Here is a 22,915-nt window from a genome sequence, read left to right as displayed (position 1 = left end):
GCACGTGTCCCAGGACGCCTACGACTACGACGTCATCGTCGTCGGATCCGGCTTCGGCGGTTCCGTAACCGCCCTGCGCCTCAGCGAAAAGGGCTACACCGTAGGCGTCCTGGAAGCCGGCCGCCGCTTCACCCGCGAGTCCCTCCCCAAGAACTCCTGGGACCTGAAGAACTACCTCTGGGCCCCCAAGCTCGGCCTCTACGGCATCCAGCGCATCCATCTGCTGGGCAACGTCATGGTCCTGGCCGGCGCGGGCGTGGGCGGCGGCTCCCTCAACTACGCCAACACCCTCTACGTACCGCCGAAGCCCTTCTTCGAGGATCCCCAGTGGCGTGACATCACGGACTGGCAGGAGGAGTTGGCGCCGTACTACGACCAGGCGCGCCGCATGCTCGGCGTCCGGCTGAACCCGACGATGACCCCGTCCGACGTGCACCTCAAGGCCGCCGCCGAGCGGATGGGCGTCGGCGACAGCTTCCACATGGCCCCGGTCGGCGTGTTCTTCGGGGACGGTGAGGACGCCGACGGCGCCACCAGGGCCAAGCCCGGCGAGCAGGTGGACGACCCCTACTTCGGTGGCGCCGGCCCGGACCGCAAGGCCTGCAACGAGTGCGGCGAGTGCATGACCGGCTGCCGGCACGGCGCGAAGAACACCCTCAACGAGAACTATCTGTACCTCGCCGAGAAGGCGGGCGCGGTCGTGCACCCGCTGACGACGGTCGTCTCGGTCACGGACGACTCGCAGGGCGGCTACGCGATCACCACCCTCCCCACCGACGACCGCCGCAAGACGAAGGGCCGGACCTTCAAGGCCCGCCGGGTCGTCCTCGCGGCCGGCACCTACGGCACCCAGACCCTGCTGCACCGGATGAAGTCGGGCGGCCAACTGCCGTACGTGTCCGAGAGGTTGGGCGAGCTGACCCGCACCAACTCGGAGGCGCTGGTCGGCGCCCAGACCAACAACCGCCGCTACCGCAGGGCGACGGGGGAGCGGAAGGTCGACTTCACGCGCGGAGTGGCCATCACCTCGTCCATCCACCCGGACGACAACACCCACATCGAGCCGGTCCGCTACGGCAAGGGCTCCAACTCGATGGGCGGCCTGTCGATCCTCCAGGTGCCGTACGCCGAGGGCTCCTCCCGGGCGCTGGCCTGGCTGCGGAACGCGGCCCGCCATCCCGTCCTCGTCCTGCGCTCCCTCTCCAACCACCGCTGGTCGGAGCGGACCATCATCGGCCTGGTGATGCAGTCGCTGGACAACTCCCTGACGACGTACCTGAAACCGGACGGCGTCGGCAAGGGCCTGCTGACCGCCCGCCAGGGCCACGGCTCCCCGAACCCCAAGCAGATCAAGGCGGCCTCTCAGGGCGCGTCCGCCATCGCCGCCGAGATCAACGGCTTCGCCGGCTCCAACGTCGGTGAGCTGATGGGCACCCCGCTCACCGCCCACTTCCTCGGCGGCTGCCCGATCGGCTCCTCCCGCGAGAGCGGCGTCATCGACCCGTACCACCGCCTCTACGGCCACCCCGGCATCTCGGTCGTCGACGGCGCCGCGGTCTCCGCCAACCTGGGCGTCAACCCGTCCCTGACCATCACGGCCCAGGCGGAGCGGGCGATGTCGTACTGGCCCAACAAGGGCGAGGCGGACCCGCGTCCGGCGCAGGGTCACTCCTACGAACGCCTCAAGCCGGTCGAGCCGCTGGCACCGGCCGTCCCGGCGGACGCGTTCGGCGCGCTGAAACTGCCGTTCCTGGGGATGCCGGCGCTGCCGCCGAAGAAGTAAGGCACCCAGGGCAAGGAGAAGGACCTGCACCCCCCTCCGAGCGCAGGTCCTTCTCTGTCTTGCGGTCAGCCTCGCGGAGCCACCGGGGGCTTACGCAGCCGCGCCCGCCTTGCGGCGACGCACCACGAACACCGCGCCCGCACCGGCGACGACGGCGACCCCGCCGACGAGGCCGATCATCGGCAGCGCCGAGCTCGAGCCGGTCTCGGCGAGAGAGCCGGTGGCGGAGAGCTCGTTGACGTCGGTCAGCTCCGTCTTGCCGCCCTGCGGCTTGGCGTCGTTCGGGTCACCGGCGTCGGAGCCGGCGGCCAGGATGTCGAAGAAGTACAGCCAGCCGTTCGGGTCGTCGGCGATCCAGCAGCCCTCGTCGTCCGCGTACTCGGCGAAGCCGCCGGTCAGACCGAGGGAGTCCGGCACCTGGCCGCTGACGCTCAGCCGCAGCTGGTACGAGACCGACCGACCGGCGTCGAGCGAGAACGCGGGGAACGTGCCGCCCTCGCCGGCCGCGTTCGCGATGGTCTGCCAGGTGCGGGAGGACTTGTCGAAGACCTGGACCGTGATCTTGCCCGAGTAGTCCTCGGCGTCGTTCCAGCCGATCGCGGCGACGCCGATCAGCGGCTTGATGTCCTTGATCTCGTCGTCACCGCGGTTGGACACGTTGAACGAGAACGCGGTCCAGCCGCTGCCGGCGACGATCGTCTCGGGCAGGTTGGACAGGCCGCTGTGCAGGTCGGCGCTGAGCTCGGCGGTGCTGCCGCCGTCCTCGTCGGTGCAGAGCTCGGGGTCGTCGGTGGGCGTGCTCTCGCTGGCGCTCGGCGACGGGGAGACGGTCGGGGAGCTCTCGTCGCCGGCCGGGGTGCTCTCGTCGGCGGCGGGCGTGCTCTCGTCGGACGCGGGGGTGCTGTCCTCGGCCGCCGGGGTGCTCTCGTCCGCGGCGGGCGTGGTCTCGTCCGCGGCCGGGGTGCTGTCCTCGGCGGCGGGGGTGCTCTCGTCGGCGGCGGGCGTGGTGTCCTCGGCCGCCGGGGTGCTCGTCGAGGTGGTCGGCGTCTCGTCCGTCGCGAACGCGACCGGAGCGGAGAGCAGGGTGAGCGGGGCTATGACGGCGGTTGCGGCCGCTGCCACCATGGCACGACGAAGCTTCATGAAGACCTCGGAAATCCGATGTGCCGCGAACTCGCGGCACGTGTGGGAGAGGCCTCCGCGTGTGGGGCGCGGGAGTGGCCCTTGGTTCGCCGTGTTGGATCCGTGAAGCGTGTGAATGGTTGCCTCCGCATTCACAGAATTTTTATGTGGGCTGAGTCACACCCCGGATCTCCGGATCGCCTTGTGAATGCGCTTTCACACGGTCTAGAACTGTCCGTCGTGTCTGACAAGCCGTCCGAGGAGCCGTCCTCGACACCGGAGATCCCCGACGAAGTCTGGGAACAGTTCGCCCGCGACACCGAACGGGACATTCGCGGCTCAGCGCCGAAGGAGCCCTCCGCGCGGGCCCGCCTCGTGACCGAGCGACTGCGGCAGCAGGAGGCGCGGGGTGAACTGCCCGAGGGCTGGCGCACGAACCCGGCCCAGGGAGCGAAGGATCGCGCCGGCCGGCGTCGCAGGCTCTGGGCCGTCATCGGCGTACCCCTCGCCGTAGCCGTGGCCCTCGTCGCGCTGAAACCGTCGCTGCTGCCGGGCGACCCCTTCGGCTCGGAGTCGGACACCGCCGCGGCTTCGCCGCTGCCCGACGAAACCGCGGCTCCGACCGGGGCCCCCGCCGCCACGGACCCCGAAACCCCCACCCTGGATGAGCCGTTCGCGGGTTCCCCGGCTCTGCGGTGGGCCGACGGGGCGTCCGGCATCGTCCCGCCGAAGGCGACCGCTGTCGGCGGGATATCCGAGGACCGGGTCGAAACGGCGCTCGAGCTGACCAAGAAGCTGCTGGTCGGATCCAACCTGGACCCGAAGACGGTAGGCGGCGAACGCCCCGCGGCCGCCCTCGCCGTACTCGACCCGAAGCAGCCGGAGTTGCTCGACGACCTGAACCGGTCCCTGCGCACGCCCGACCAGGACCACGACCCACTGAGCATGTTCAGCCGCTTCGACCCCGCCGACGTACGGCTCGTCGGTGACGTGATCAAGACACGCGGCCGGATGACGTTCAAGAAGGGGGATCAGGGAGGTGTGGACGTGCGCGCCGACTACACCTTCGTCTACCCGGTCGTCCGCACCGACGGTTCGCCCGAGGTCACCCGCACCATCGTGCGCCGCGTCCTGGAGGTCGAACTCCTCGACCCCGCCCGCTATGTGGCCACTCCCGGCCGCCTGAACGTCCTGCACCACGACCGGGACGTCGGCAACACGGCCTGCGGGATCTACGACGGCTACCTGCACCCGCGGTTCCCGTCGGCCGAACCCTCGGGCAGCCCGGCGACCGGCCCGACCACGGATCCGTACGACCGCAGCCAGGAGCTGGGGGCCGACGGGTCGGAGCCGTGCGGAACGGTGTCGCGGACCTGACGCGCGGCCCGCGCACGGGCCCGGAGTTCGGGCACGCGAACGGCTGCATGAGAAGGGCCCCGCGGGACGGAGCCGCGGGGCCCTTCTTCGGTCAGCACCGACGTCAGGGCAGCGCCGGTGCCTCGCAGCGGCGCCGGGGGGTTGCGCCGCTTGTCCGAATGCCCTGGTGGTCCGAGTGCGCCGGGTCGGCGACCCGGCGCGTGCGGAGCGCGTGAATGGTCTCGACCTTTGGCAGTGGGGCACTGCAGTTAAGGCGGTTGTGGACGGCGGGACTTGGGGGCTTTCTACGCATCGTGCTGGATGGCAGCGGCCGTCGCAACCGTTTGACCCGGTCTTACTGCTTCTTCAGTACTTCTCTGGTACTTCCGTCGGTCGGCTCCGGGCGTCCCCGGAGCCGACCGATCTCTTGGGTGACCGGGCTGCTGTCCCCTGCCGTCCGGTCACTTACCTGGAGCGAGGTCCCACGACGCACAGCACGATCCGTACGTCTCATCGCTCCAGTGAGCCACGCGTGGTTCTTTCGGACCCGCCCCTGGCTGGCGCGGACACCACACCAACGAAGCGCCGCGCGCCCCGGTCACGCGCCGTACGGGTGAGAGCGGGCCCGAACTCAGATGCGACCCCGGCACAGTTCGAGGAGGGTCATGGCGAGGGAGGTGCCGGGCCTGCCCAGCGCCTCGCTGTAGTGGTTGAGGATGTCCATCTCGCGGGACAGGTTCACGCGCCGGCCGCCGGAGGTGATCCGGGCCTCCTGGACGACCGCGGACACGGCCATCCGTTCCTGGATCAACCCGATGATCCGGTCGTCGAGGGCGTCGATGCGTTCACGGGCGCCGGTGATCACCTCGACGGCCTCGCTGGTGTGGGCGCCGGTCTTCTCCGCGGCGGCGGCGGCGGCGGTGGTGGTGGCGGTGGCGGTCATGTCGGGGGCTCCTCGTCGGACGGGGCGATGCGGTGCCCCGGAGCGGCAGGACCCGGGAAACGACAGACGCCCCGGGCCTTGTCGGCCCGGGGCGCCTGGGAAGTCGCTTGTCAGTTGCTCAAGCAGCACGACCATGGCAGCCGGCGGGCCGGTTGCCATAGGTAAAGAGGAAGGTCGGGTGCGTGAGCATGGGCGCCAGTATGCCATGGCACATCCGGGCGGTGTCCCCCGCACACCCCGTTAGAATCGGTAACCACAGACCCCCGCCCGACCGCCGGAAGGCACCCCGTGTCATCAGCGACCCCCGCCCCCGACACCGTCCTGGTCGTCGACTTCGGCGCGCAGTACGCCCAGCTCATCGCCCGTCGTGTCCGCGAGGCCCGGGTCTACAGCGAGATCGTGCCGAGCACCATGCCGGTCGCTCAGATGCTCGCCAAGAACCCGGCGGCGATCATCCTCTCCGGCGGCCCCTCCTCGGTGTACGCCGAGAACGCCCCCCGCCTCGACCGCGAGCTCTTCGAGTCCGGCGTCCCCGTCTTCGGCATGTGCTACGGCTTCCAGCTGATGGCCACGACCCTCGGCGGCACCGTCGACAACACCGGCGCCCGCGAGTACGGCCGTACGCCCCTGCACGTCTCGAAGTCCGGCTCGACCCTGTTCGAGGGCACCCCGGACGAGCAGTCGGTGTGGATGTCGCACGGCGACGCCTGCTCCGCCGCCCCCGAGGGCTTCACCGTCACCGCGTCCACGGACGTGGTCCCGGTCGCCGCCTTCGAGAACGACGAGAAGAAGCTGTACGGCGTCCAGTACCACCCGGAGGTCATGCACTCGACGCACGGCCAGCAGGTGCTGGAGCACTTCCTGTACCGGGGCGCGGGCCTGACCCCGAACTGGACCACGGGCAACGTGATCGAGGAGCAGGTCGCCGCGATCCGCGAACAGGTCGGCGACAAGCGGGCGATCTGTGGTCTGTCCGGCGGAGTGGACTCGGCGGTCGCCGCCGCCCTCGTCCAGAAGGCCATCGGCGCCCAGCTGACCTGCGTGTACGTCGACCACGGCCTGATGCGCAAGAACGAGACCGAGCAGGTCGAGAAGGACTTCGTGGCCGCGACCGGCGTGCAGCTGAAGGTCGTCGACGCGGAGGAGCGTTTCCTCACCGCGCTCAAGGGGGTCAGTGACCCCGAGGAGAAGCGGAAGATCATCGGCCGGGAGTTCATCCGGGTCTTCGAGCAGGCCCAGGCGGAGATCATCGCGGACGCGGGCCCCGAGGTGGCCTTCCTGGTCCAGGGCACGCTCTACCCGGACGTGGTCGAGTCCGGTGGCGGCACCGGCACCGCCAACATCAAGTCCCACCACAACGTGGGCGGACTGCCCGAGGACCTCGAGTTCCAGCTGATCGAGCCGCTGCGCCAGCTGTTCAAGGACGAGGTCCGCAGGGTCGGCCAGGAGCTCGGCCTGCCGGACGAGATCGTCCAGCGTCAGCCGTTCCCCGGCCCCGGCCTGGGCATCCGTATCGTCGGCGAGGTCACCAAGGAACGCCTCGACCTGCTCCGTGACGCCGACGCCATCGCCCGCGAGGAACTCACCGCGGCCGGCCTGGACAGGGACATCTGGCAGTGCCCGGTGGTCCTGCTCGCGGATGTCCGCAGCGTCGGTGTCCAGGGCGACGGCCGCACCTACGGCCACCCGATCGTCCTGCGCCCGGTGTCCTCCGAGGACGCGATGACCGCCGACTGGTCGCGGCTGCCGTACGACGTACTCGCGAAGATCTCGACCCGGATCACCAACGAGGTCGCGGACGTCAACCGGGTGGCCCTCGACGTGACGTCGAAGCCGCCGGGCACCATCGAGTGGGAGTGAGCCCCTCCTGGGGCCCCTCCTGGGGCCCACTGGGGCCTCTCCTGGGACCTGTCCTGGGGATCAGGTCCATCAGGTCCGCCTGAGGGTCCGCACCGGCTCTCCGGGCTGCCAGACCTCGGCGACCAGGTACGTGTCGTCCTCGACGTAGGTCCGTACGACCTCCGTCAGCTCGGTGCGGAAGAGGTGGAACGGTTGCGGCGGTTCCACCTCTTCGACGTATCCGGCCTTCTCCTCCGGGTCCTCCACCTCGATCGCCCGACCACTGATCCGGACATCGCCGCCGCCCATGCCGGTGCCCTCCCCGGGGTTCGCCTGGAGCGCGAAACGCGGGTCGCGGCGCAGGTCGAGGGCCTTGAGCGAGTTCGGCATCATGCCCAGCCACAGCTCACCGCGCAGAAAGCGCACCTCCAGACCGGTGGTGCGGGGTGCGCCGTCCCGGCGCAGGGTCGCGAGGGTGTGGTGCGTGAAGGCGGCGAAGCGCGCCTCGACCGTTTTGGCGAGTTCGGGTTCCGCGGAGGAGAAAGCTGCCCAGTTCGTACTAGCGTCCATATCGGACAGTGTTCCGTCGATACCCGACATCTTCTGTCGTGTATCGCTTGCGTGCGTCATCTTTACAAACCAGCGCTGTTCTCTTGCGCTGACCGACGGTAACTTCCGCCCCGTAACACCCACCCAGTGCTGGAGGACGACACATGCACGGGACGCCCGAAGCCGGGCCCACACCGCCGCTGCCGCTGCCGACCGACCGGCTGCGGTTCGCGATGCCGCCGATGCACGAATCGCTGGACGACGAGCGGAGGCATCGAAAAGAGCGGCTCGCGGGCGCGCTGCGGATCTTCGGACGCCTTGGCTTCGAGGACGGGGTCTCAGGACACATCACCGCCCGTGACCCGGAGTTCAGCGACTGCTTCTGGGTCAACCCGTTCGGGATGCCGTTCAAGCACGTCACCGTCAGTGACCTGGTGCTCGCCAACTCCGACGGGCAGGTGATCCAGGGCGGTCACCACGTCAACCAGGCGGCGTTCACCGTGCACGCCCAGGTGCACGCCGCCCGCCCCGACGTCGTCGCCGTCGCCCACTGCCACTCGGTGCACGGCCGGGCGCTGTCCGCGCTGGGCGACCTCCTGGACCCCATCACCCAGGAGAGCTGCGCCTTCTACGAGGACCACGCCCTGTACGACGCCTACTCCGGCGTCGCCGTCGACGCCGGCGAGGGCCGCCGTATCGCGGGCGCCCTCGGCTCCCGCAAGGCGCTCGTGCTGCGCAACCACGGTCTGCTGACGGTCGGCGACTCGGTGGACGCGGCGGCCTGGTGGTTCCTGTCCCTGGAACGGTCCTGTCAGGTCCAGCTGACCGCGAAGGCGGCCGGACGGCCCATCCTGATCGACCACAGGATGGCGGTCGCGACCCGGGAGCAGCTGGGCGGGGACCTGGTGGCGTGGATCAACTACCAGCCAATGTGGCAGGACATCAGCAGAAGCGAGCCCGACCTGTTGTCGTGAGGGGGCTTCAGAGCCCCGCGACGGGGGCTCCAGAGCCCTGAGACAGGGGCTTCGGATGACTGTGGCGGGGGCTTCAGAACCCGCGTAGCACCGCGGCCTTCGTCATCGCGAACTCCTCGTCCGTGAGCACCCCGTCCCGGTGCAGCTCGCCCAACTCCCGCAGTCGTCGCAGGAGTACGTCGTGATGGTCGGCCGGAGGCCGGTCGGCCGACGTGAGCCGGGGCGGGGCGGCACGCCGCTCGCCGTCCTCGACGCCGGAGCGGGCGGAGGGGTGCGGCAGTCTGGCCGTGACGGCGGCGGCGACGATCGCCGTGAGCAGGTCACGGCGGGGGCTGCCCCAAAGGTCCAGGGCGTACGGGTCCTTCTCGGGCGGCAGCTTGGAGAACGCGGTCTCGCGGGTCGCGAAGCGCAGAAAGCCGTCCTCGTAACCGGAGTTGGGCAGCCACTCGACCTGGACGACGTCCCCGATGCCGATGATCCGCGGACCGGTGGCCCGCTTGACCCGGTCGGAGGTGTCGGACCAGTCGATCCGCACCTGGGTGCCGTCGAAGGAGACCGTGCCGTCCGAGGAGCGCACCGAGACCGGGACCGGCGGCCCAGGAAGGAGATAGGCCTTGGCCGGCTCCTGCGGGATCTGGTCCAGCAGAAGGGAGTGGCGGATCTCCTCCGCCACGTACTCGGCGACGCCGGCCCGGTCGACGTCCACCAGCAGCCGGTACGGGTCGGCCGGATCGGGCAGCCGTCCGCCGGTCGCCTGGAGCAGCGGGTCGGCGCCCTCACGCAGCCGCATACGCAGCCGCCCACGCTTGCGTTCGGGTTCGAAGACGACGCCCGCGACGGCCTCCAGAGGCACCGCGATCTCCCCGTACGTCTGCCGGAACAGCGGCACGGAGCGGTGCAGACCCGGCGTGATCCGGACCGTGCTGCCGTCGAAGGCCCAGGTCCCGTCGCGCTGGATGATCTCGGCCATGGGGAAATTCTCGCAGCCGGGTCAACACGTCGGCCCGCGCTTCACCCCGCACTGACCGGACCTGGCGGACGCGGACGGTGCTGGGTAGGGCACAATTCGCTGTCATCGTAGGGGAGTTGCGGGGCTGGGAAGGCGGACGTCGGACGTGGCGGTGCAGGAGGCCAGACAGGGCGCGGTCGGGGGCGCGCGGGGAAGCGCCGACGGCGGGCACGGGGGCGGTTGTACCTGCGGGGACTGTCCGCATGGGGCGCGTGCGGGACACCGGCAGGCGGTCGCCGCGTTTCTGCTGAAACGGGACGGGTTCGCGGTGGGGGAGGGACTGCCCGCCGGCGTCGCCCACTCGGCCTCGGCCTCCCGGCAGTGGGTCTCGGAGGAGCTGACCCAGTCCGCGGAACTCGTCGCCGAACGCGGCCGGGCCGAGGGCGAGGCCTGGCTGGCCCTACTCTGGCGCCGAACGGCCGTCGTGGTGTGGGCGCTGGTCGTCCTGCTGCTCGTGGCGCAGGCGCTCACCGCGATCGGCGCGGGCTGGACGACCGCGCGCACGGCCGGACTGCTCTCCGCCTTCCTGGTGGCCGGCGCCCTGACCGCCGCCTCCTGGTTCCACCGGGCGCGCGGCGGCGCGCTGGCCCCGGTGATCGGCGAGGACAACCGCCTGTCCACCTCCCGTGCGGTGGCGGTCGGTTGGGTGCTCTTCGTCGCCTACGCCGTGCTCGTACTGGTGTGCCGCCTGGCCGCCGCCTCCGACCACACGGAACGCGACACGCTGATCTCCGGGCTCGAACTCGCCCGTGGCGCGGGCGTGGTGACCGTGCTCGCCGTGGTGTGCGCGATCGCCGTGCTGGTGCGCCGCGTGGTCGGGCTGCGGGTGCTCGGGCAACGGCTGCAGAAGGTACGCGCCGACCGGCCGAGAGCGGCCGACCTGCTGACGGACGACGCGGGCCGGGGCGCCTTCGCCGACATCCAGTACGTCGCCATCAGCACGGTGGCCCTGCTGTTCGCGGCGGTACGGCTCGCCCGGCGCCCCGACCAACTGCCGGACCTGCCCTGGGGGTTGGCGGTGGTGGTGCTGGTGTCGGCCGGGACCTACCTCGCCGGGAAGTACGCGGAGGGCGGCCGCCCGGTGATCCTGTCCGTCGTACGGGCCCGGGAGGCCGGCGACCTGGACGGGCCGATCCGCACCGGCGACGACGTCGAGATCCGCGGCGCCGGATTCGTCCCCCCGGGTGGCCAGCACGCCGACCGGCTGTCCCGCATGGTCGTCCGGATCGGCGCGGTCAACGTCCGCGTTCCCCTCGTACCGGTCACCGGAGGCTTCAGCAACCCGACGGACGCGGTGCTCACCGTGCCGGTGCCGGCGGACGTGGAGCCGGGCCGGGTGGAGGTCCAGGTCGTCACCGCGGCGGGGGTGGAGACCAACCGATACGAGATCGACGTGACCGAGTAGCCGTCATGTCCGCCCAAATCGGAGAGACTGGCCGGAACAGGATTGAGCGCGACTCCCCTGGCATACGTATCGTCTTTCAAGGGGTCACTGCACGGCAGGCGAGAGGCGGCTTGGAGCGATGACTCACGGCATGGGTAGGGACACGCAACCCCCTTACCTCGACGGCGACCGCGACTGGCGGGAGACCGCCACCCGCTACGCGCTGCTCCCACTCCGGGTCTTCCTCGGCGTCACCTTCATCTACGCCGGGCTGGACAAACTCACGGACAACGCCTTCCTGAAGGAATCCGGTTCCGGTTCCATCGGCGATCTGATGCGTACCGTCCGCGACTCCTCCGCCATCCCGGCCCTGGTCGACCTGGCCCTGAAGAACCCCGTCGGCTTCGGCTACGCCATCGCGTTCGGTGAGATCGCCGTCGGCCTCGGCACCCTGGTCGGTCTGCTCACCCGTCTGGCCGCGCTCGGCGGCGCGCTGATCTCGCTCAGCCTGTGGCTGACCGTGAGCTGGACCTCCGACCCGTACTACTACGGCAACGACCTCGCCTACCTCATGGCCTGGATCCCCCTGGTCCTGGCCGGCGCCTCCGTCGTGTCCCTGGACGCGGCCCTCCGCTCCCGACGACGACAGCGGTCGGGGGCCTACCGGTAGTTCTAGGGGGCGGGGGCAGGGCCGCGCAGGGGTCAGTTCGGGGAGTCCGTCGGTGTCCGGGTGGGTTCCGTACGGCCCGCTCCCCGGCGTCTGCGGATGGTCCGGGTCAGGTATCCGACCGCACCCGCCAGGAACAGGCCTCCCACGACCAGCGGGATCACGGCGAACCACGGCGTGTCCCAGAGGCCGCCGGCGTCACCCGCGTAGATGAGGCCCGCGAGGGCGATGAAGAATCCGGCGACCAGCTTTCCGGGCTGGAACTCATGACGCAGCACGGCTCACCTCCGCCTGTCCCACGCCCACCTGGAGGTCCAGGTCGATCGTGCCGGTGTTCTTGACGCCGGGGTTCGGTGTCAGGGTCAGTTGCTTGAACTTGCCCGGCGCCACGTCCACGTCCTTCTTCTCGTCGCCCGGCAACTTGATGTCGCCCACCCCCACGTCGATCTGCAGCTTCACCGTGATGTCCGGGGGCACGATCACCCGCACCCGGCCCACGCCCACCTCGACCTCCGACTCCACCGTCTGCCCCTTGGCGAGCCGCAGCTGTCCCAGATCCAGGGTTCCGACGCCGGTGCCCAGGTTGTACTTCCGCTGCAGGTCGGCTTCTGCGGCGGGCCGCCACGTCGTGCGCATCCAGTCCGTGCCGATGTTCTTGGGGAGCGCGGCCGCGCCGGCCAGCAGGCCCGCCGTGATGACCGCCACGAAGACCGACCCCGCGCCCGTGCGCCCCAGGAACGCGCTGACCGCGATGCCGACGCCGAGCACGGCGAGCGCGCAGGCCAGGCCGGTCTGGAGGCTGGTGCCGAGTGGCTGCTCCTCCCACGTCGTCCCGGTGCCGAGTCCGCCCGCGAGGAGGGCGAGGAGGAAGACCCGGCCGCCGATCCAACGGGGACCGCGCGGTTTCGGCGACCGCGTGGGCGGGGTGCGTATGTCCTGGCGGTCGGCCCATGTGGTGCCGAGGCTGATGTTGACGGCCGCGGCGATGTCCCGGTCGTGGGAGTCCCTCGGGCCCCACAGATAGCCCGTGCCGCGCACATGGGTGCCGTCCTTGGCGATGGGGTCCCGCCACCAGGACGAGTAGGCGGCGGGCACCGGTGGCGCCTGGGCCTCCGGCGGGGCGTCGACGACGGCCTGCGCGGCCAGCGGGTCCGTGTCGGGCGCGCCGCGATGCCGTGACCAGTAGCCGGCACCGGCGAGGAGCAGCGAGAGGACGACGCCGAAGGCCAGCACCCCCCCGTTCTTCAGCAGTGTCAGGAACACCCCGCAGCCGATCAGCGCGAACAGTACGGCCGTCAGTGCCTGGCCGTCGACGCGGCCGGTGAGGAGTTTGCGGACCTCGTTCTCGTCCTCGTCGTCGAACGGGACGAAGAGCCACACGAAGCCGTAGAAGAGGAGGCCGATACCGCCGGTCGCGGAGAGCACCGCGAGGGTGATCCGGAAGATCACCGGGTCCATGTCGCACTGCCGTCCGAGCCCCGCGCACACCCCGGCGAGCATCTTGTGCCGCCGGTCGCGCCGGAACTTGCGGGGGAGCTCGGGGGCGAGGGGGGTGCTGGGGGTGCCGGCCGCGTCGGGGGTGCCGGGGGGTCCGGCTTCGGTTGCGTCCGCCCCGTCCGCCCCGTCCGCCCCGGTCGGCCCCGCCCCGTCAGCCGTGTCCGCCCGTCCCCCCGCACCCTGCCCCGTCGGCGCGTCCGCCCGCCCGTGCGCGCGCGGTTCCTTCTCCGCGGCGGCTTCGGGACCCGCGGCGGCTTCGGGACCCGCGTCGGACTCGGTGCCCGCGTCGGGCACGGAGTCCGCGGCGTGCTGGTGCTCTGTCATGTGTCCATGGTGACGGGCGAGCCGCCGCAGCGGCAGTCGGTACGACCCTGGCCGGACCCTGATATCGCCCCTGAGTCGGTGCCCGGGAGGCGTTCGAAGGGAGCGCCCGTCGGAGCTGTCGAAGATCAGGGGTGTCTCGGGGGACAACCCTGATGCCCCGGCCCTCCCGTCGTGTGACCATCGTTGCCATGCCGGAAGCCGCAGCAGCGCCCCTCGTCGAACCGCGGCCGCCGCGCAAGCTCTACCGCAGCAGTGACGGACGCTGGCTCGGTGGTGTGGCGCGGGGGCTCGCCGGGCACCTCGGGCTGCCCGTGATCTGGGTGCGGCTGGTCTTCGTCGGCCTGTTCATGGCGGACGGCCTCGGCGCCCTGCTGTACGCCGCGTTCTGGTTCTTCGTACCCCTGGGCATCGGCGGCGTCGGCGGTCAGAGGCCCCCGTCCCTCGTCACCGCCGAGACGTTGTCGGACGGCCGCCGCAAACTCGTGGCCCGCAGGCCGGACAAGGGTCAGATCGTGGCCCTGCTCCTCATGGTCGTCGTGGCCATGGTCTTCGTGGGCAACGTGAACCTCGGAAACGGCGCGAAGGCCTACCTCTGGCCGATCGTCCTGGTCGGCGCGGGTGTCGCCCTGGTCTGGCGGCAGGCGGACAACGCCCGGCGGGCCCGCTGGGTCGAGGCCGGCCGCCGCCGACGCACGCTCACCCTGCTGCGTGCGGGCGGCGGTGTCCTGCTCGTCACCGCCGGTGTCTCCGGCATCTTCGTCCTGCAGGGCTCCGCCGCCCACCTCGGCGCGGTCCTGCAGGCGGCCCTCGCGGTCCTCGTCGGGATAACGCTCCTCGCCGGCCCCTATCTCGTGCGCATGACCCAGGACCTCTCCGAGGAGCGCCTGATGCGTATCCGTGCCCAGGAGCGCGCCGAGGTGGCCGCGCACGTCCATGACTCGGTGCTGCACACCCTGACGCTGATCCAGCGCAACGCGGAGAACGTGGGCGAGGTGCGCCGCCTCGCCCGCGCCCAGGAGCGCGACCTGCGCACCTGGCTCTACAAACCCGAGGGCACCGGCAAGGACGAGGCCGACGAGCCCACCACCCTCGCCGACGCGGTGCGGCGCAACGCGGCGGAGGTCGAGGACAACCACGGCGTCCCCATCGAGGTCGTGGTCGTCGGCGACTGCCCCCTCGACGACAGAATCGGCGCACAGATGCAGGCAGCGCGCGAAGCTATGGTGAACGCGGCGAAGTACGGTGGCGAGGGCGGCGCGGTCCAGGTCTTCGCCGAAGTCGAGGGAAAGACGGTCTTCGTGTCCGTCCGTGACCGAGGTCCCGGCTTCGACCTCGAGTCGATACCCGCCGACCGTATGGGCGTCAGAGAATCGATCATCGGCCGCATGGAGCGCAACGGGGGCACGGCGCGACTGCGCGCGGTGCCGGACGGCGGCACGGAGGTCGAGCTGGAGATGGAGAGGGCGGAGACGTGATGAGCGACCCGACCGAGGAGAACGGCACGACGGGAGCGGGGGCGGCGGCCGAGTCCGCGAAGGGCTCCGGCACCGGCGCGGACACGCGGCACGTGCGCGTGGTCCTCGTCGACGACCACCGCATGTTCCGTACGGGAGTCCAGGCCGAGATCGGCCGGACCGAGGAGACCGGCGTGGAGGTCGTCGGCGAGGCCGCGGACGTCGACCAGGCGGTCACGGTCATCACCGCGACCCGCCCCGAGGTGGTCCTCCTCGACGTCCACCTCCCGGGCGGCGGCGGCGTCGAAGTCCTGCGCCGCTGCGCCCCGTTGATGGCCGACGCCGAGCGGCCGGTCCGCTTCCTGGCGCTGTCCGTCTCGGACGCGGCGGAGGACGTGATCGGGGTGATCCGGGGCGGCGCGCGGGGCTATGTCACGAAGACGATCACCGGCACGGATCTGGTCAACTCCGTCTTCCGCGTCCAGGAGGGCGACGCGGTCTTCTCCCCGAGGCTGGCCGGCTTCGTGCTGGACGCCTTCGCGTCCACGGACGCGCCTCCCGTCGACGAGGACCTCGACCGCCTCACCCAGCGCGAACGCGAGGTCCTGCGCCTGATCGCCCGCGGCTACGCCTACAAGGAGATCGCCAAGCAGCTCTTCATCTCGGTCAAGACGGTCGAGTCCCATGTCTCCGCGGTCCTCCGCAAGCTCCAGCTGTCCAACCGGCATGAGCTGACGCGGTGGGCTACGGCGCGTCGGCTGGTGTGACGGTGAACTGACTTCTCGCGGGCGTCACGCCGGTGATGCGGCGACGGTCAGGAACCCGCGTATGTAACCGGCCACGGTGTCCAGGTGGCTTTCGAGCAGGAAGTGTCCACCTCCGGGAACCAGGTGGATTTCCGCGTCCGGCAGGTCCCTTGTGAAGGCGCGTGCTCCGTCCGGGCCGAAGATCTCGTCGCCTGCGCCCCAGACCGCGAGGAGAGGAACCTGGCGTTCCCGGAAGTAGGCGTGCACCTGAGGGTAGAGGGGCGGGTTGCCGGCGTAGTCGCGAAACAGGGCGAGCTGTACGAGGTCGTTGCCCGGCCGGTTGACCTCGCGGTGGTCAGTGGCCCAGGTGTCGGGATCGACCAGCTCGGGTCGGTCGACTCCGTGCAGGTACTGCCAGCGGATGGCGTCGAGCGAGAGAGCGCTACGGACAGCGGGTTCGGTCTCAGGGCCCGGATTCTCGCCGTACGCCCATACCGGCTTCCAGAAATCCGGTACGAAGCCGTCCTCGTAGGCGTTGCCGTTCTGCGTGACCACCGCGGTGATCGCATCCGGGGTGCGCAGGGCAAGCCGCCAGCCGATGGGCGCGCCGTAGTCCTGGACGTACACGGCGTAGCGGGTGACGTCGAGCTGGGCCAGCAGGGCTTCGGTGATGTCGGTCAGGGAGTCGAAGGTGTAGGTGAACGCGTCCACGGACGGGGCATCGGAGTTGCCGAAGCCGAGGTGGTCGGGGGCGATGACGTGGAATCGATCGGCCAGCGCCGGAATGAGGTGGCGGAACATGCGGGAACTGGTGGGGAATCCGTGCAGGAGTACAAGCGTGGGCGCCTCGCGGGGTCCTGCCTCGCGGTAGAAGACGCGATGTCCCCGCACTGTCGCGTATTGGTGGCGGATCTCAACCATGGCTAACCCCTTCGACGTCCTTTGATGGTTACTCCGTGGCATCCAGTAGACCGCCCTTGGAGTAACCTGTCAAACGTCTTGATGGAGTTAGCTGGGAAGGTGGGGTCCGTGCTGGACGACCAGGCCCTGATGCAGGCGCTGAACAGCACCCCTGTTGTGGAGGGCCGACGCCAGGACCTGTGGCGTGACGACCATGACGTGGACACGTGGGCGCGTGAGCACGGGGGCCTCGCCGGCGAGGAGGAGCGCCGCTGGCTGCGCACCGCCCGGGACGCGCTCCAGGCGGTGGAGTCGGGCACGTCGGCGGAGCCCCGTCTGCGCCGAGTCCTCGCAGGCGTTCGCAAGGTCCCGCAGCCCAGCGCGTCGGGCATCGAGTGGCACCTGGAAGTACCGCCGGAGCGCAGGCTCGCCGTGGAACTCGTCCTCGCGTGGGCGGACGTCAAAGAGCGCATGCCCGGCCGTCTGCGGCCGTGCGAGAACTCTGAATGCCGCCTCTTCCTCTTGGACCGCAGCCGTGCCAACACCGCACGGTGGTGCTCCATGAAGACCTGCGGGAACCGCATCAAAGCCCGCCGCCACCAGGCCCGGGCACGGGAGACCCCGCGACCCGAGTAGAGCGCCGGCGAACGGGCGTGTGTCGTCAGCTCGCTGAGCAGCAGGACCGCCGTCTCCGTCACGTCGTCGGGGAGCTTCCATGAAGTGGCCTGGCTACGGCCGCGGCCCAAGCCAGGCGGTCCGTGCTCGCGCCTTTGGAGTGATGGCGCGGAGATGACCTTGACCAAGGCCCATGAAGGCTGGTCCGCTTGGGGAGTTGGGCTGGGTTTCGAAGTTGGGGGTGGCCTGCGTGCCGAGAGCGGACCTGCGTGTTGTGGGCTGGCTGAAAGTACGCACGTGAGGATGCGGCGGGGGGCAGCGATTGCCGTCGTCGCCGGCGTCGGCGCGGTGACAACGATGCTCGCGGGCCTTGTCACGAACGCCGTGTCAGCGCAGTCGCATTGGCCTTCCTGGCTGGGCTGGCTGCAGGCGCACCCCTGGCTGTCGTTCGTCATGCTTGCGGTCGTCACGGCCGGGCTGACGGCGGTACTTGCCGCGTTGGACGATCGCAGTACACCGAGCCGGAATCCGGACCCAGCGGTGCGCCCGGATGACGGGGCAGGGCCACCCGGCGCCGCACTGGTCCTCCGCTCACTCCCCCGCGACACCACGGCGTTCACCGACCGGTCCGCCGAGCTGGATTCACTGGTGAGCTCGGTGCGCGCCGCGCAGGAGAACGAGGAGTCCCTGCCCGTCCACGTGATCGACGGGATGCCTGGCGTCGGGAAGACGACCTTCGCGGTACACGCCGGGCACGTGCTATCCGAGCGGTTCCCCGACGGGCAGCTCTTCGTGAACCTGAACGGGCACACGACGGGCCGCAATCCCGTGCAGGCGTCCGAGGCACTGGCCTCGCTTCTCACGGCGGCCGGCGTGCCGACTCAGCAGATACCCGTCGGCGACGACGTGGGTGCGATCACGGAGGCGCGCGCCGCCATGTGGCGGAGTCGGCTGGCAGGGAAGAAGGCGTTGCTCATCCTCGACAACGCGGCTAGTTACCGGCAGTTGGAGCCTCTGCTCCCCGGCGGGAGCGGCTGTCTGGTTCTGGTGACCAGTCGCAAGCGGCTCGCTGCCCACGAGGAGGTGGTGCTGGCGGTGGAGGCGTTGCCGCCGGATCACGCGGTCGACTTGTTCATGCGGCTAAGCGGACGGCCAGCGGACACCCTCGACCGTGACGTGCTCAAGGAACTGGTGCGGCTGTGCGGGTACCTGCCTCTGGGGGTGTCGTTGCTCGCGGCACGGCTGCGGCACCATCCGTCCTGGAGCGCCGAGGACCTGCGCGAACGGCTGATTGCCGCCCGCGACCGACTGGGAGAGCTACGGGCCGGGGAACGTGCTGTCGCCGCGACGTTCGACCTCTCGTACCGGGATCTCACTCCAGAGCGCCAACATTTCTTTCAGAGCCTCGGCTTCTACCCCGGTACGGATCTCGACGCGTACGCCGGGGCCGCGCTCGGCGCGGTCCCGGTGGTGGTCGCCCGTCAGCAACTCGACGCGCTTTACGACGCCCATCTGATCGACGAACACCCCGGGAGCCGCTACCGGCTCCATGACCTCCTACGCGACTACGCCCGCGGTCTGGCTGATGAAGGGGACAGCATGGACCACGTACAAGCCGTTCAGCGTGTGTGCGCCTACTACCTGGCCACTCTCGCCGTGGCGAACGAACACATCGTTCGCGACGGCGCGGGCGGAACGCCTCCGCCAGACCGCTCGTCGCAGGTGGAGACCCCACCTATGGAATCGCGTACGGCGGCTCTGGGCTGGCTGGAGAACGAGCGTCCCAACGTACTGGCCTGCATCCGGGAGGCGAAGAGGCTCGCCCTGCACGACCTCGTGATCGCGCTGGCCGCGGCGATGGCTCCATTCCTTCGGCAGGCCGGGCCCTGGGACCAGGCCGTCGGGCTGCACCGGACCGCGGCCGAGTCCGCCCGGCACACCGGGGATCAGAAGGCGCTGGCCGGCGCGTTGACCGAACTCGGTGTCGTACGGCGCTTCATGGCTGCCTACCCCGAGGCAACCGAAGCCCTGAACGAGGCGGTGACGCAGTACGAGGCTGTCGGCGACCGGCGCGGCAAGGCGGGCGCCCTCAACCAGGTGGGCATCGTCTGGTATCTGACTGCGGACAACGAAGCCGGTGCCCGCGCCCAGACCGAGGCTCTTGCCCTCTACCGCCAGTTGGGAGACCGGCACGGACAGGCCAACTGCCTCGCGGACCTCGGCATGGTGCGTCGGCAGACGAGCCGGTTCGACGCGTCGGTCGAGGCACAGTCCGAAGCGCTGTCCATCTATCGTGAGCTCGGCGACCGCTATGGAGAGGCCAACTCTCTCCGGGACCTCGGCATCGTGCACTGTCTCCTGGGCGAGTACGGCCTGGCCACTCGGCGGCACCGCGAAGCGTTCGACATCTACGCGGAGTTGGGCGACCGGAACCACCAGGCGTATGCCCTCAACGAGTTGGGCGTGGTACGGCGGCTCACCGGTGATCTCGAAGGTGCCCGCGATGTCCATGCTCAGGCGCTGGAGCACTACACCGATCTCGGCGACCGCTTCGGCCGAGCGAACAGCATCCGTCATCTTGGGGTGCTTGATCGTCTGTCCGGGGACGCTGCCGCGGCGATCCGTGTGTTGGAGGAGGCTCTGGAGGCGTATCGCGATCTCGGCAGCCGCGGCGGCGAAGCCGTCTCGCTGAGCGAGCTGGGCGTTGCCCGCGGGCTCGTCGGTGCACAGGACGGTGCCGTCGAGGGGCTCCGGCAGAGCGTGGAAATCCTACGTGAGCTCGGTGATCGCTGCGGCGAGGCGGAGGTGCTGAACCACTGGGGAGCCCTTCTGCGTACGACCGGTGATCCGGTGGCAGGGCGTGGATGCTTTGAGCAGGCGCTGGTGCTGGCCCGGGACGTTCGCTGTCCCTTGGAGGAGGCGAGGGCACTGGAGGGGATCGGCCGCTGTGAGTGGGGGACCCACGGGCCCGCCCGGGCCGGGGGGCCGTTGAGGGAAGCGGTCGCCGTGTACCGGCAGTTGGGCGTGAGCGCGGTGGTCGACGACATCGAGCGGCTTTTGGTGTCGCAGGCGGGGTGAGTCGGAGCGAAATACGTGACCAGTTTCTGTATGTCGCGGTGAGCGGCGGAGCTGTTACGTTGCGAGCCGATCTGTCGTTTCAACCGCCATCACACCGTGCCGACGTCGGCCCCCGGGCACGTCCATCACGCAGCACGAGGAGCGTTGAATGCCGTCACGCACATCCGTTCCCGCACCGCACGCCACGGCCGCCACCGGTGGGGCCGCGCAGGACAACGTGGTCCTGGACCGCGTCGCCGCCCGCGTACGGCAGAGGCTGGCAGTCGAGCAGGCCGCCACCAACCGTGTCGGCGACGGTTCCCACGCGGCCTCGCTCATCTGGCCCTGGCCTGTCTGAGCGCTGTCGCTCGATGACCCTGCTCGAAGACACCGCCCCCTTCCGGACGTTCATCCTCAAGGTCGCCAACCGCTGCAACATCGACTGCGACTATTGCTTCGTCTTCAACTCCAAGGACCAGGCGGCGCGACACCTGCCCGCCCGGATGAACCTGGACGTAGCCCGAGCCGCGGCCCGACAGATCGGCGACCACGTCAGGACGCACGGCCTGTCGACTGTCCATGTCGTGCTGCACGGCGGGGAGCCGCTGCTCGCCGGCCCCCGGCACACGGCTGACCTGTTGGACGCCGTTCGGGAGGCGATCCCGGACAGCGCGGAGGTCCGCTTCGAGCTCCAGACCAACGCCACGCTTGTCTCCGAAGCGTGGCTGGACCTCTTCGAGCAGTACGAGGTTGCTGTGGGCGTCAGTCTCGACGGGCCGTCGGCCGCGAACGACCGACACCGGCTGACGCACGCCGGACGGTCGAGCTCAGCCACCACCGTGCGCGGCATCGAACTCCTGCGCTCCCGCCCGCACCTGTTCGCGGGACTGCTCGCTGTCGTGGACCTGGCCAACGACCCCGTGGAAGTCCACGACTACCTGGCCTCCTTCGAGCCGCCGGTGATCGACTTCGGCCTGCCGCACGGGACCCACGACGACCCGCCGCACCGCCGCGACCCGAGCGTGCCCAACGAGTACGGGCTGTGGATGAGCCGGGTGTACGACGCCTGGATCGCCCGTCCCGAGTACCAGCACAGCGTCCGGATGCTGGAAGACATCGTGGCACTCAGCTCCGGCGTGCGCGGCTCGGTGGAGACCCTCGGCCTGGCCCCGCCGACGAGTGTCGTCGTCGAGTCCGACGGCACCATCGAGGGCGTGGATACCCTGCGCTCCGTCGAGGAGGGCGCCTCCTGGCTCGGGCTCGATGTCTTCCACCAGTCCTTCGACGATGCCCTTCGGCATCCGAAGCTCATGCACCGGCAGTACGGCAAGGCCGCGCTCGCCGAACAGTGCCAGAGCTGCCCGCTGGTGGACGTCTGCGGCGGCGGGTATCTCCCACATCGCTTCAGCGCCGACCGCGGCTACCGCAACCGCTCCGTCTACTGCGCGGACCTGGAGTACGTCATCCGGCACGTCCAGGGCTCGCTGCGCCGACACGGCTGGGAGGACACCCACGCGTCGGATGCTCCGCCGCCGTAACCGTGTTGTGGGCCACGATGGAATCGTGCGTTGGAGCGAGTGAGTGAAGCGACCGAAGAGACTGAGAAAGGACGGGAGATGCCGATGAGCGTGACGATTCGGCCCGCCGGCAAGCGGGACGTAACGGCCGTGGCCGAGCTGATCGAGGAGATCGAGCGGTTCTACGAGTCGACGGAGATCCAGCCGTTCGAGGAACGCCGGGCCCAGGTGGAGGAGGCCCTCTTCGGCTCCCCGCCCCTGGCGTCCGCACTCCTGGTCGAGGACGAAACCGGCGACATCGTCGGCCTCGCCGCCTACTCGTTCCTCTGGCCCAGCGCCGGCTCCACGCACTCCCTCTTCCTCAAGGAGCTCTACGTCCGCGACACCCTCCGCCGGCAAGGCGTCGGCGCCCGCCTCATGGACGAAATCCGTGCTGTAGCCGCCGCGCGTCCCGGGTGCAGCCGTGTCGAGTGGATGACGGACCGCGTCAATCCTGGCGCGCGCGCCTTCTACAAGTCGCTCGGGTTCGCGGAGTTCAACGGGAAAATCGTGTACCAGGTCTTCACCGACAAGCCCTGATTGGACTCGGCGCTCAGTTCACCACTCGGTGGCGACATGCAGGGTTTTCGAACTCGCGCGGTGCGCTAGATCCTTTGCGTCACGGTTCGTCGCCGTGTGGGCCGCGGAGCCGGCAATCGAGTTCGAACCAGACCGTCTTGCCGATGCCGTGCTCGCGAGGGGCCGCGCCCCAGTTGTCTGCCAGCGTGGCCACCAGTGCCAGGCCTCGGCCCGATTCGTCGTCCGAGGATGCCGCGCTCGGCGTCGGGAGCGTGGCGTTCGCGTCGGTGACCGTTACCCGGACCCGGTCTTCGGTGACCACGCAGCGCGCCCAGATCTCGCGGTCGGCCGGGACCTTCGCATGGCGGTACGCGTTTGTCATCAGCTCGCTCAGAAGGAGTTCGGTCGTGTCCGTCACGTCTTGAGGCAGGCCCCAGGACACCGCCTGTTCTCGGAACAGCGCGCGTGCCCTGCTCACGCTTCGCGCGTGACGCGGCAGGCGCCACTCGATGTCCTTCGGGGCGGCCGTCGTGGGGAGCGGGGGCCACGGGGTCTGCATGCGCTGTTCATCCCTTGCGTCGATGTTCTGACGTTTCGTGGGATCACGGTCCCGGGGCGCGC

The 22,915-nt window shown here is 70.2% G+C and carries 21 protein-coding genes; 13 read left to right on the top strand and 8 right to left on the bottom strand.

Translation table 11 applies throughout. From position 1 onward, the window contains the following. Positions 1-4: 4 nt before the first annotated feature. On the top strand, positions 5-1,783 hold the full coding sequence (locus AB0H86_RS33450; protein WP_362447446.1) for a GMC family oxidoreductase: 1,779 nt from the start codon (positions 5-7) through the stop codon (positions 1,781-1,783). Between the two features lie 90 nt (positions 1,784-1,873). On the opposite strand, the gene AB0H86_RS33445 is transcribed toward AB0H86_RS33450, so the two are convergent. Next, the gene (locus AB0H86_RS33445; protein WP_362447443.1) at positions 1,874-2,926 is read right to left on the bottom strand and encodes an LAETG motif-containing sortase-dependent surface protein; all 1,053 of its coding nucleotides are present in this window, start codon (positions 2,924-2,926) and stop codon (positions 1,874-1,876) included. Positions 2,927-3,145: 219 nt separating this feature from the next. On the opposite strand from AB0H86_RS33445, the gene AB0H86_RS33440 reads away from it, so the two are divergent. Beyond that, positions 3,146-4,282: a hypothetical protein gene (locus tag AB0H86_RS33440; RefSeq protein WP_362447441.1), complete on the top strand. Its 1,137-nt coding sequence runs from the start codon at positions 3,146-3,148 to the stop codon at positions 4,280-4,282. A 610-nt stretch (positions 4,283-4,892) separates the two neighbouring features. Here AB0H86_RS33440 and AB0H86_RS33435 read toward each other — a convergent pair. Further along, positions 4,893-5,204, bottom strand: coding sequence for a chorismate mutase (locus AB0H86_RS33435; protein WP_362447438.1), 312 nt, complete (start codon positions 5,202-5,204; stop codon positions 4,893-4,895). A 288-nt stretch (positions 5,205-5,492) separates the two neighbouring features. Here AB0H86_RS33435 and guaA point away from each other — a divergent pair, with 288 nt between their 5' ends. Further along, on the top strand, positions 5,493-7,064 hold the full coding sequence (gene guaA / locus AB0H86_RS33430; RefSeq protein WP_362447435.1) for a glutamine-hydrolyzing GMP synthase: 1,572 nt from the start codon (positions 5,493-5,495) through the stop codon (positions 7,062-7,064). A 69-nt stretch (positions 7,065-7,133) separates the two neighbouring features. Here the strand turns inward: guaA and AB0H86_RS33425 are convergent, their stop codons facing one another. After that, complete coding sequence (locus AB0H86_RS33425) at positions 7,134-7,613, bottom strand: pyridoxamine 5'-phosphate oxidase family protein (protein ID WP_362447432.1); 480 nt, start codon at positions 7,611-7,613, stop codon at positions 7,134-7,136. 143 nt (positions 7,614-7,756) lie between these two features. Here AB0H86_RS33425 and AB0H86_RS33420 point away from each other — a divergent pair, with 143 nt between their 5' ends. Then, the gene (locus AB0H86_RS33420; protein ID WP_362447429.1) at positions 7,757-8,566 is read left to right on the top strand and encodes a class II aldolase/adducin family protein; all 810 of its coding nucleotides are present in this window, start codon (positions 7,757-7,759) and stop codon (positions 8,564-8,566) included. A 73-nt stretch (positions 8,567-8,639) separates the two neighbouring features. Here the strand turns inward: AB0H86_RS33420 and AB0H86_RS33415 are convergent, their stop codons facing one another. Then, complete coding sequence (locus tag AB0H86_RS33415; protein WP_362447426.1) at positions 8,640-9,536, bottom strand: DUF4429 domain-containing protein; 897 nt, start codon at positions 9,534-9,536, stop codon at positions 8,640-8,642. A gap of 145 nt (positions 9,537-9,681) precedes the next feature. Between AB0H86_RS33415 and AB0H86_RS33410 the strand changes: the two genes are divergently transcribed. Next, a complete protein-coding gene (locus AB0H86_RS33410) occupies positions 9,682-10,980 on the top strand; it encodes a hypothetical protein (protein ID WP_362447423.1) in 1,299 nt (432 codons plus the stop codon). A 130-nt stretch (positions 10,981-11,110) separates the two neighbouring features. After that, positions 11,111-11,629: a DoxX family protein gene (locus AB0H86_RS33405; protein WP_362447420.1), complete on the top strand. Its 519-nt coding sequence runs from the start codon at positions 11,111-11,113 to the stop codon at positions 11,627-11,629. A 32-nt stretch (positions 11,630-11,661) separates the two neighbouring features. On the opposite strand, the gene AB0H86_RS33400 is transcribed toward AB0H86_RS33405, so the two are convergent. Together AB0H86_RS33400 and AB0H86_RS33395 are read right to left on the bottom strand one after the other, a co-directional pair. Next, positions 11,662-11,904, bottom strand: a complete 243-nt coding sequence (locus tag AB0H86_RS33400; RefSeq protein ID WP_362447417.1) for a hypothetical protein — start codon at positions 11,902-11,904, stop codon at positions 11,662-11,664. Then, a complete protein-coding gene (locus AB0H86_RS33395) occupies positions 11,891-13,447 on the bottom strand; it encodes a PspC domain-containing protein (RefSeq protein ID WP_362447414.1) in 1,557 nt (518 codons plus the stop codon). The genes AB0H86_RS33400 and AB0H86_RS33395 overlap by 14 nt, the downstream gene beginning before the upstream one ends. Positions 13,448-13,635: 188 nt before the next feature. Here AB0H86_RS33395 and AB0H86_RS33390 point away from each other — a divergent pair, with 188 nt between their 5' ends. Then, positions 13,636-14,922 carry a PspC domain-containing protein gene (locus AB0H86_RS33390; protein WP_362447411.1) on the top strand — a complete coding sequence of 429 codons (1,287 nt, stop codon included), beginning with the start codon at positions 13,636-13,638 and terminating at the stop codon, positions 14,920-14,922. Beyond that, positions 14,922-15,668, top strand: a complete 747-nt coding sequence (locus AB0H86_RS33385; protein WP_362447408.1) for a response regulator transcription factor — start codon at positions 14,922-14,924, stop codon at positions 15,666-15,668. The genes AB0H86_RS33390 and AB0H86_RS33385 overlap by 1 nt, the downstream gene beginning before the upstream one ends. Before the next feature lie 24 nt (positions 15,669-15,692). On the opposite strand, the gene AB0H86_RS33380 is transcribed toward AB0H86_RS33385, so the two are convergent. Continuing rightward, positions 15,693-16,568 carry an alpha/beta hydrolase gene (locus tag AB0H86_RS33380; RefSeq protein WP_362447405.1) on the bottom strand — a complete coding sequence of 292 codons (876 nt, stop codon included), beginning with the start codon at positions 16,566-16,568 and terminating at the stop codon, positions 15,693-15,695. Between the two features lie 108 nt (positions 16,569-16,676). Here AB0H86_RS33380 and AB0H86_RS33375 point away from each other — a divergent pair, with 108 nt between their 5' ends. The 5 genes from AB0H86_RS33375 (at position 16,677) to haaN (ending at position 22,315) form a co-directional block, all read left to right on the top strand. Then, positions 16,677-17,183 carry a CGNR zinc finger domain-containing protein gene (locus AB0H86_RS33375; RefSeq protein ID WP_362447402.1) on the top strand — a complete coding sequence of 169 codons (507 nt, stop codon included), beginning with the start codon at positions 16,677-16,679 and terminating at the stop codon, positions 17,181-17,183. Positions 17,184-17,342: 159 nt separating this feature from the next. After that, positions 17,343-20,240 (top strand): cyclophane-containing RiPP biosynthesis TPR protein HaaT, encoded by a 2,898-nt coding sequence (gene haaT, locus AB0H86_RS33370; RefSeq protein ID WP_362447399.1) that lies wholly within the window; start codon positions 17,343-17,345, stop codon positions 20,238-20,240. Positions 20,241-20,388: 148 nt separating this feature from the next. After that, positions 20,389-20,577: a HaaA family cyclophane-containing RiPP peptide gene (gene haaA, locus AB0H86_RS33365; RefSeq protein WP_362447395.1), complete on the top strand. Its 189-nt coding sequence runs from the start codon at positions 20,389-20,391 to the stop codon at positions 20,575-20,577. A gap of 13 nt (positions 20,578-20,590) precedes the next feature. Then, positions 20,591-21,757: an FxsB family cyclophane-forming radical SAM/SPASM peptide maturase gene (locus tag AB0H86_RS33360; protein WP_362447392.1), complete on the top strand. Its 1,167-nt coding sequence runs from the start codon at positions 20,591-20,593 to the stop codon at positions 21,755-21,757. A gap of 84 nt (positions 21,758-21,841) precedes the next feature. After that, on the top strand, positions 21,842-22,315 hold the full coding sequence (haaN, locus tag AB0H86_RS33355) for a cyclophane-containing RiPP N-acetyltransferase HaaN (protein WP_362447389.1): 474 nt from the start codon (positions 21,842-21,844) through the stop codon (positions 22,313-22,315). Between the two features lie 79 nt (positions 22,316-22,394). On the opposite strand, the gene AB0H86_RS33350 is transcribed toward haaN, so the two are convergent. After that, positions 22,395-22,853: an ATP-binding protein gene (locus AB0H86_RS33350; protein WP_362447386.1), complete on the bottom strand. Its 459-nt coding sequence runs from the start codon at positions 22,851-22,853 to the stop codon at positions 22,395-22,397. Positions 22,854-22,915 lie beyond the last annotated feature (62 nt).

Source organism: Streptomyces sp. NPDC050997, from assembly GCF_040660135.1.
In the GTDB taxonomy this organism is placed as follows: domain Bacteria; phylum Actinomycetota; class Actinomycetes; order Streptomycetales; family Streptomycetaceae; genus Streptomyces.
The sequence above is the reverse complement of the archived record's forward strand: the minus strand, read 5'-3'. Positions and strand labels throughout refer to the sequence as shown.

Excerpts from the sequence above, each read along its gene's own strand:
- AB0H86_RS33445 (WP_362447443.1), bottom strand. The coding sequence starts at position 2,926 with ATGAAGCTTCGTCGTGCCATGGTGGCAGCGGCCGCAACCGCCGTCATA.
- AB0H86_RS33435 (WP_362447438.1), bottom strand. The coding sequence starts at position 5,204 with ATGACCGCCACCGCCACCACCACCGCCGCCGCCGCCGCCGCGGAGAAG.
- AB0H86_RS33425 (WP_362447432.1), bottom strand. The coding sequence starts at position 7,613 with ATGGACGCTAGTACGAACTGGGCAGCTTTCTCCTCCGCGGAACCCGAA.
- AB0H86_RS33420 (WP_362447429.1), top strand. The coding sequence starts at position 7,757 with ATGCACGGGACGCCCGAAGCCGGGCCCACACCGCCGCTGCCGCTGCCG.
- AB0H86_RS33415 (WP_362447426.1), bottom strand. The coding sequence starts at position 9,536 with ATGGCCGAGATCATCCAGCGCGACGGGACCTGGGCCTTCGACGGCAGC.
- AB0H86_RS33405 (WP_362447420.1), top strand. The coding sequence starts at position 11,111 with ATGGGTAGGGACACGCAACCCCCTTACCTCGACGGCGACCGCGACTGG.
- AB0H86_RS33395 (WP_362447414.1), bottom strand. The coding sequence starts at position 13,447 with ATGACAGAGCACCAGCACGCCGCGGACTCCGTGCCCGACGCGGGCACC.
- AB0H86_RS33390 (WP_362447411.1), top strand. The coding sequence starts at position 13,636 with ATGCCGGAAGCCGCAGCAGCGCCCCTCGTCGAACCGCGGCCGCCGCGC.
- AB0H86_RS33385 (WP_362447408.1), top strand. The coding sequence starts at position 14,922 with ATGAGCGACCCGACCGAGGAGAACGGCACGACGGGAGCGGGGGCGGCG.
- AB0H86_RS33380 (WP_362447405.1), bottom strand. The coding sequence starts at position 16,568 with ATGGTTGAGATCCGCCACCAATACGCGACAGTGCGGGGACATCGCGTC.
- haaA (WP_362447395.1), top strand. The coding sequence starts at position 20,389 with ATGCCGTCACGCACATCCGTTCCCGCACCGCACGCCACGGCCGCCACC.
- AB0H86_RS33360 (WP_362447392.1), top strand. The coding sequence starts at position 20,591 with ATGACCCTGCTCGAAGACACCGCCCCCTTCCGGACGTTCATCCTCAAG.
- haaN (WP_362447389.1), top strand. The coding sequence starts at position 21,842 with ATGAGCGTGACGATTCGGCCCGCCGGCAAGCGGGACGTAACGGCCGTG.
- AB0H86_RS33350 (WP_362447386.1), bottom strand. The coding sequence starts at position 22,853 with ATGCAGACCCCGTGGCCCCCGCTCCCCACGACGGCCGCCCCGAAGGAC.